Here is an 8,248-nt window from a genome sequence, read left to right on the forward strand (position 1 = left end):
TCAGTCCAGACGACTCGCAGAAGTCGCCATCATTTCCAACCGGTACACACACACGTGTCTTTTCAGTCCGCCGACGCCCCACCGTCGACCGGCAGCACCACCCCGGTGATCCAGCGGGCTTCCTCGGAGAGCAGAAACAGCGCGACCCTGGCCATGTCGTCCGGCAGGGCCACGAAGTTGAGCGGGGAGGCCGACGCGACATGCCGTAAGATCTCTTCGGTGGGCAGCAATTTCGCCAGCATCTCGGTGGAAGTCGCCCCCGGCGCGATGGCGTTGACGCGGATGTTGTCCGGGGCGTAGGCGATGGCGGCGCTCTTGGTCAGACTGGCGAGTCCCCACTTGGTCGCGCCGTAGTCCGGTAGTTGGGGCGAGGCCACCAGGCCGGCGATGGACGAGGTGTTGACGATCGAGCCGCCGCCGTTGCGGCGCATCGCGTCGATCTGGTATTTCATGGCGAGGAACGTGCCGCGCAGGTTCACCGCGACGGTCTCGTCGAACTCGTCGACGCTGACCTCGTGTATCGGCTTGAGCGTCCCGCCGACGCCGTGGGCGTTGAAGGCGCTGTCCAGCCCACCGAGCCGGTCGACGGTGACCGAGACGAGATCGGCTACAGAGTCTTCGTCCCTGACGTCGCACACGACGTACGACACCTTGCCGCCCGCCGCGTCGACCTCGCCACACAGGTCACTGAGCTGTTCCTCGCGCCTTGCCGCGGCGACCACCGTCGCGCCTTCGAGGGCGAAGCGGCGGACCGCGGCGGCGCCGATGCCGCTGGACGCACCCACGACCAGCGTCCGCTTTCCGGCGAGCCGCTGGGCATCGAACTCGATGGCTTTGGGGTGGATATTGTCAACGGGCATCAAGTCCTCCATGCATTCGGCCGGCTACCAGGTGACGGGGAGTTCGGCGAGACCGCCGGCGAGGCGGCCGCCCGGGTGGGCGTGCAGCTGGTCGTCGGGGACGGCAAGACGCAGGTTGGGCAGGCGGGTGAACAGGGTCGTGTATGCCACCTGCAGGACGATCCGGACCAGCGGTGCGCCGGTGCAGTGTCGAAGGCCGTGGCTGAAGGTGAAGTGTGGGTTGGGGGATCGATCGACGTCGAACCGGTTCGGCTCGTCGAACACGCGAGGGTCGTAGTTCGCCAGCGAGAAGTCGATCATGACGAGCTCACCCTTCCGGATGGTCACGCCGCCGACCTCGATGTCCTCGTGGGCATAACGCGGCAGTACCGGGCTGCCGATGGTGGCGCGGAGCACCTCGTCAACGGCGCGGGCCATGACCTCCGGGTCCGCCATCGCCTTCTCCCGCTGGTCCGGGTTCCGCAGGAACAGCAGGATGCCGTAGTCGACGTGGCTGGCGAGCCCGGACAGACCGGTGAACAGCAGCGCGACGATGTGGATGCCGATCTCGGCGTCGGTCAGTCCACTCTCGACGAACCGCGACACGACGTTGTCGTCGGGCTGTTCCCGGATCTTGGCGGTGATCCCGGCGGCGAAGGCGAACAGGCCCTCCATGCCGCTGTAGGCATCCTCGCTGTTGGTGGTGTCCCCGACGCGATCCATCATCGCCAGCAGCTGTGACCTGTCCTCGACGGGCACGCCCATCATGTCGCAGAGCGCCTGCTGGGAGAACGGCATCGCCCAGTCCTCATGCAGGTCGCCAGGCTGCCCCTTGGCGATGATCGCGTCGATCATCGCTTCGCCGATCGCCTGGACCCTGGCGCGCTGGTCGAGCACCCGCCTGGCCGCGAAACTGCCCGTGTACAGCGTGCGTTTCTTCAAGTGCTCCCGGAGTTCGATCTCCGGCGGCGCGTCGGTGATCAGCATGTCCAGCATCGGGTTGTTGAGGTACCTGGGCGCGGTCGCCGGGTCCTCGTGCGACCGGCCGAGCCGGTTGTCCTGCAGCAACGCCTTGACCTCGGCGTGCCGGGTCACCAGCCAGGCCTCGTCGCCCGCGGGTGTGCGGATGCGGCACACCCCCGCCTTGGCCTGCAGGTCGAGGCGTAGCTGACTGAAGGCCATGATCGACGGCTGGTCGAGGCCCACCAGAGGCGGTTCGTCATAAGCGGTGGACATGGGAGGCACACTCCTTGAGTCGCAGGGATGAGGCGCGGGGATGAGTGGTCACGTACGTACGGCGGCGAGTTCGGTCAGCCATTCGTCGATCAGCTGCGCGGTCAGGGCCGAGTCCTCCATGACCATGGCCATGTGGCTGGTCTGGATCTCGCGGATCTCGTCGGCGGGCACCGCCACGGTGATGCCCGACGAGGTTTCGAAGTCGGTGCCGTCGATCTCGCGCGCGCAGCGGATCATCAGCTTCGGCACGGTGGGTTCGTCCCCGATACCGGTCATCTTGACGAACCAGTGGGCCATCGCCGACAACCGCGCGCTGTTCATGCTCACCGCCGGCGAATCCATGCTGGTGAAGTAGTTGTTCGAGGTCGCGTCGAAGTTGATGCCCTCGCTGTTGTCGTAGCGCAGGCTCAGGGTGTCGAGCATGATGACCGCCTCCGGCCGGATGCCCCACGTCTGCTCCAGGATCCCGGCGGCGAAGTAGGCGAGCGTGCCGCCCGAGGAGTGCCCGACGAGCACGAACGGCTCGCCGTCCGACGCGTGCAGGACGCTTTCGGCGACCACCCGGCCCGCGGCTTCCGTTGTAGCGGGCAGGCTTTCGCCCGGTGCGAAGCCGACGAGCGGCAGCGCGGACACGTGCCGCTTGCCGCGCAGGTGCGCCGCCATCCGGGCGTACAGGTGCACACCCGCACTCGCGCCGGGGGAACTGATGCAGATCAGCCGGGGCTTGCGCGGGCCTTCGGCCAGCGTGACGGCCACGGGAAGCTCTTCTAGCTCGGCCGGTGTCTCGAAACTCGGCCGCAGGTCCGCCACCGCTGACAGCAGGCGCAGGCCCGCGAGCGCGTTACCTTCGCTTACCGCCTTCATGAACAGCTCGTACACGGTGTCGCCGTTGCCGCGAGCCGCTTCGGAAGTCGGCAGCGCGCCCGGCCCAGCTTGGTTCGGCAACTCGGTGAGCAGCCACCTCACGAACTGCGCCGGGGTGCGGCTGTCGAAGACCACCGAAGTCGGCAGCCGCATACCCAGCGCTTCGGACAGCTGGTTGCGCAGCTCGACGGCGATCAACGAGTCGAACCCGAGCTCGAGGAAGTCTCGTTCGGGATCGACCGCGCTGGCGTCGGTGTGACCGAGCAGGGTGGCGGCGTAGTCCACCACGAGGTCCAGCAGCAGGCTTTCCTTCGCGGCGTCGTCCAGTCCGCGCAGACGGTCTTGCAGCGTGACCGCGGACCGGTCCGCGCGCACCACCGGACGCGCGGTGGCGGCGACCAGACCCCGCAGCAGCGGCGGGACCTGCCCTTGCGAGGCTGCCTTCGACCCCGCCGCGCTGAGGTTGAGCGCGACGACCTGGGCCTGGTTCCCGGCGATCGCGGCGTCGAACAGGGCCACGCCCTGCGCGGACGACAGCGCCGGGAAACCTGACCGCGCAATGCGTTCCAACGCGGCCGCGCTCAGCTCACCGGTCATGCCGCTGGAGGGCTCCCATGGACCCCATGCGATCGAAGTGGCCGCCAGCCCTTGGCCGTGGCGAAGCTCCGCCAACGAGTCCAGGAACGAGTTCGCCGCGGCGTAGTTGCCCTGCCCCGCACCGCCCATGACGCCGGCCACTGACGAATACAGGGCGAACACGGCCAGGTCCAGCTCACGCGTGGCTTCGTGCAGGTACCACGCCGCGTCCGCCTTCGGGCGCAACACCGTGTCCACGCGTTCGGGCGTCAGCGACACCACGAGTCCGTCGTCCAGGACGCCCGCCGTATGGACGACCGCCGTCAGCGGGTGCGCGCCGGGAATGCCCGCCAGTAGGAAGGTCACCGCGCCCGGCTCGGAGACGTCGCATGCCGCGATCGTCACTTCGGCGCCGTGCCCGGTCAGCTCGGCTCGCAGGTCGGCCGCTCCCGGCGCGTCCTCACCACGGCGACTGGCCAGCAGCAGGTGCCGGACGCCGGCCTCGGTCACCAGGTGCCGGGCCAGGTCCGCACCGAGACCGCCCGTGCCACCGGTGATCAGCACTGTGCCTTCAGCGTCCCAGGAACGCGGTTCCGGCTGCTCGCCGGTCATCGGCGCCAGGCGCGGCACGCTGGCGACTCCCTCGCGCACGACCACCTGCGGCTCGTCCCAGGAGACAAGGCTGGGCAGCAGCGCGACCGAGTGTTCGGAGCCCTCGATGTCCACCAGCAGGAACCGCCCTGGGTTCTCCGACTGGGCGGAGCGCACGAGGCCGGCGGCCGCCGCTCCGGCGACGTCGACGGTGTCCTCGCCCGCGAGCGCCACCGCGCGGCCGGTGACGAACACGACCTTGGAGTTCGCGAAACGCTGGTCCGCCAGGCTTTCCTGGACGACCGCGAGCGCACGGGCCGTCAGTTCGTGCGCCGACTTCGGCACTCCGGCGGCCGGGTCGCCGACCAGCGGCACCAGGAACACATCCGGCACGACGCCGCCGTCCACCATCGCTCCGCCGAGCGAGTCACCGTAAGCCGTGACGGCCTGCCCGGCAGAGTAGATCTTGAAGCTGAGATCGAATTCGTCGGTGCCGATGATCCCCCACCGGGCGTCGGGCACCGCGGCCACCTCGACGGCGGTCTCCACCCAGTCGACGCGGAAGGCCGCGTTCCGCGCGGCGCCGCCTCGGGCGGCGGCATGTTTCGCGGACGTGGTGCGCAACTCCAGCGACTCTACGGAGATCACCGGCGCGCCCGAGGCGTCGACAGCGGTCACCCGCACCGCGCCCCCGGCACCTGCGGTCAACCTGACCCGCAGGACCGACGCGCCCGAGGCGTGCAGCGAAACTCCGCTCCAGTCGAACGGCAGGCCCTTGCTTTCCTCACCGAGGAAGACGATCGGGTGCAGCGCCGCGTCGAGCAGCGCCGGGTGCAACCCGAACTCGCGCGCGTCCGAAACTTGTTCCGGCAAAGCGACTTCGGCGAAAACCTCGCCGTCACGCCGCCAGACTCCGCGCACGCCCTGGAACACCGGCCCGTAGGCGAGTTTGGCGTGCTCGGCGAGCTGCTCGTAGAAGCCGTCGAGATTCACCGGCTCGGCACCGGCCGGCGGCCACTGTGCGGTGTCGAACACCGTCACCAGCGCACCCGTGACCAGTTCGCCGGTGGCGTGCAGCGTCCACTCCTGGGTGGCCGCGTCGGCGGACCGGGAGTACACGCGGACCGTGCGGCGGCCGGACTCACCTCCGTCGCCGACCCGCACCTGTACCGCGACGGCACCCTGCGCCGGCAGCACCAGCGGAACCATCAGCGTCAGGCCTTCGACCCGGTCACAGCCGACGAGGTCGCCCGCGCGGATCGTGAGTTCGAGGAAACCGGTGCCGGGGAACAGCACCGAGCCGCCGACCAGGTGATCGGCCAGCCACGGGTGCGTTCGCAGCGACAGGCTGCCCGTCAGCACCAGCTCGTCGGAACCGGCCATGGTCATCGCCGCGCCCAGCAGCGGATGCTCCGCCGAGGCCAGGCCCAGATTCGACACGTCACCGCCGAGCGCCGCCATCGACCCGTTGGGCCAGAACCGCTGTCGGTCGAAGGCGTAGGTCGGCAGGTCCACCGAACGGCCGCCGGTGCCCGCGAACCAGCCGGACCAGTCCAGCCGCACCCCGGACGCGTGCAGCTTGGCCAACGCGGTGACCACCGCGGTCTCTTCCGGCTTGTCTTTGCGCAGCAACGGAACCAGCACGGCGGCCGGCGGCACCGAGTGAGCGGCGAGCGCCGACAGCGTCCCGTCCGGCCCCAGCTCCAGGAACGCCGAAACACCCTCGGAGACGAGGGCCGCCACCCCATCGGCGAAGCGGACGGTCTCGCGCAGGTGCCGCACCCAGTACTCCGGGGAGCTGAGCTGCTCGGCGGTGACCAGTTCACCGGTAAGGTTCGACACGATCGGGGTGTGCGGCGAGGCGAACGAGACATCCTCGACCACGCCGCGGAAGTCGTCGAGCATCGGGTCCATCAACGGCGAGTGGAACGCGTGCGACACGGCGAGGCGAGTGGTTTTGCGGCCCTGCCCGGCGAACCGGGCGGCGATCTCCACCACGATGTCCTCGACGCCGCTGACCACGACCGACTCCGGCCCGTTGACCGCGGCGATCGACACCTGGTCCTCGTGACCCGCCAGCAGCGACCGGACCTCGTCCTCGGTGGCCTGGACGGCCATCATCGCGCCTTCTGCCGAGAGTGCCTGCATCAGCCGCGCCCTGGCGGCGACCAGCGCGCAGCCGTCCGCCAGTGAGAAGGCTCCGGCGACATGCGCGGCGGAGATCTCGCCGATGGAGTGCCCGAGCAGGTAGTCCGGCTTGATGCCCCACGATTCGGCGAGGCGGTACAGCGCCACCTCGACGGCGAACAGCGCCGGTTGGGCCCATTCGGTCTCGCTCAGACGGTCCTGGTCCTGGCCCCACATCACCTCGCGCAGCGGGCGCTCCAACAACGGATCCAGGTGCTCGAAAACTGCGTCGAGCGCCTCGGTGAACACGGGGAACCGCGAGTACAGCTCATGGCCCATGCCGATCCGCTGCGATCCCTGTCCGGAGAACAGCACCGCCGTCGACCGCCTGGCCGCCACTGCCCTGGCCAGTTCGGTGATGCCTTCGCCGGTGGCCGCGAGCACCGCGCGGTGGGAGAACACCGACCGCGAGTTCACCAGCGAGTAGCCGACATCGACGGTGTCGAGCTTGGGGTGGTCGTCGGCGAACGACCGCAGCAGGCGGACCTGTCCGTCCAAGGCCGCCTCGGTCTTGCCCGACACCAACCAGGGCACGACCGTCGGTGTCCGCATGGCAACCTGCTCGGCGGCCGGTTCCGCGGGCGGCGCCTGCTCCAGGATCACGTGCGCGTTGGTGCCGCTGACCCCGAACGACGAGATCCCGGCGCGACGCGGCCGTTCGGTCGACGGCCAGTCGACCGGCTCGGTGAGCAGTTCGACGGCGCCCGCGGACCAGTCCACATGTGACGAGGGCTTGGTGACGTGCAGTGTGCGCGGCAGGGTCTCGTTCCGCAGCGCCTGCACCATCTTGATCACGCCGGCGACGCCTGCCGCGGCCTGAGTGTGGCCGAGGTGGCTCTTGACCGCGCCCAGCAGCAGCGGCCGCTCACGGTCCTGCCCGTAGGCGGTCAGCAGTGCCTGAGCCTCAATCGGGTCGCCGAGTACCGTGCCGGTGCCGTGCGCCTCGACGGCGTCCACATCGGACGGTGACAGCCCCGCGCTGGCGAGCGCGGCCCTGATCACCTGGACCTGTGCCGGGCCGTTGGGCGCGGAAAGGCCGTTGCTGGCGCCGTCCTGATTGACCGCGCTGCCGCGGATCACCGCGAGAACCTGGTGCCCGTTCCGCTGCGCGTCGGACAGCTTCTCCAGCAGCAGCACGCCGATGCCTTCCGACCACCCGGTGCCGTCGGCGGTGTCGGAGAACGCCTTGCACCGGCCGTCCGGTGCCAGCCCGCCCTGCCGGGTGAAGCCGGCGAAGTTCGACGCGGTGCTCATCACCGTCACACCACCGGCCAGCGCGAGCGTGCATTCCCCGCCACGCAGCGCCTGCCCGGCCAGATGCATGGCCACCAGCGAAGACGAGCACGCGGTGTCGATGGTGACGGCCGGGCCTTCCAATCCGAACGTGTACGACAACCGGCCCGAGATGACGCTGGCCGCGGTGCCCATGCCCGCGTGCCCCTCGACGTCTTCCCTCGAGGCGAGCAGGACGTGACCGTAGTCCTGCCCGTTGGTGCCGACGAACACGCCGGTTTTGCTTCCACGCAATGAATTCGGGTCGATCCCGGCCCGCTCGACCACTTCCCACGAAGTCTCCAGCAGCAGCCGCTGCTGCGGATCCATCGCGAGTGCCTCACGCGGGGAGATGCCGAAGAAGCCGGGGTCGAACTCCCCCGCGTCGTAGAGGAACCCGCCCTGCAGGGTGGCGCTGTGTCCGTGGTCGTCGCCGGCGAGCACGCTCAGGTCCCAGCCGCGGTCGGTGGGGAACGCCGAGATCGCGTCCTCGTCGGACGTGACGAGCTCCCACAGGCCCTCGGGTGAGCGCACCCCGCCGGGGAACCGGCAGGCGATACCGATGATCGCGACAGGTTCGTGTGCCCCGGCCTCGACCTCTTCCAGCCGCTGCCGCGTCTGGTGCAGATCCGCCGTGACCCACTTCAGGTATTCGACGAGTTTCTCTTCGTTCGGCACGTCAG

Annotated in this window: 3 protein-coding genes; all 3 read right to left on the minus strand. The window is 69.5% G+C overall.

Features of this window, described 5'->3' with window-relative positions; translation table 11 throughout:
- Nucleotides 1–62: 62 nt before the first annotated feature.
- Genes JWQ81_RS44140 through JWQ81_RS44150 form a run of 3 tightly spaced genes read right to left on the minus strand, consistent with a single transcriptional unit; the run spans nucleotide 63 to nucleotide 8,243 of the window.
- A complete protein-coding gene (locus tag JWQ81_RS44140) occupies nucleotides 63–860 on the minus strand; it encodes a glucose 1-dehydrogenase (protein WP_297551617.1) in 798 nt (265 codons plus the stop codon).
- A gap of 24 nt (nucleotides 861–884) precedes the next feature.
- On the minus strand, nucleotides 885–2,075 hold the full coding sequence (locus JWQ81_RS44145; RefSeq protein WP_297551618.1) for a cytochrome P450: 1,191 nt from the start codon (nucleotides 2,073–2,075) through the stop codon (nucleotides 885–887).
- A gap of 48 nt (nucleotides 2,076–2,123) precedes the next feature.
- A complete protein-coding gene (locus JWQ81_RS44150) occupies nucleotides 2,124–8,243 on the minus strand; it encodes a type I polyketide synthase (protein WP_297551619.1) in 6,120 nt (2,039 codons plus the stop codon).
- Between the last annotated feature and the right edge of the window lie 5 nt (nucleotides 8,244–8,248).

The sequence above is a fragment of the Amycolatopsis sp. genome (genome assembly GCF_025464955.1).
Taxonomy (GTDB): Bacteria; Actinomycetota; Actinomycetes; order Mycobacteriales; family Pseudonocardiaceae; genus Amycolatopsis.

Coding starts and splice junctions, on each gene's coding strand:
- JWQ81_RS44140 (WP_297551617.1), bottom strand. CDS start 860: ATGCCCGTTGACAATATCCACCCCAAAGCCATCGAGTTCGATGCCCAG.
- JWQ81_RS44145 (WP_297551618.1), bottom strand. CDS start 2,075: ATGTCCACCGCTTATGACGAACCGCCTCTGGTGGGCCTCGACCAGCCG.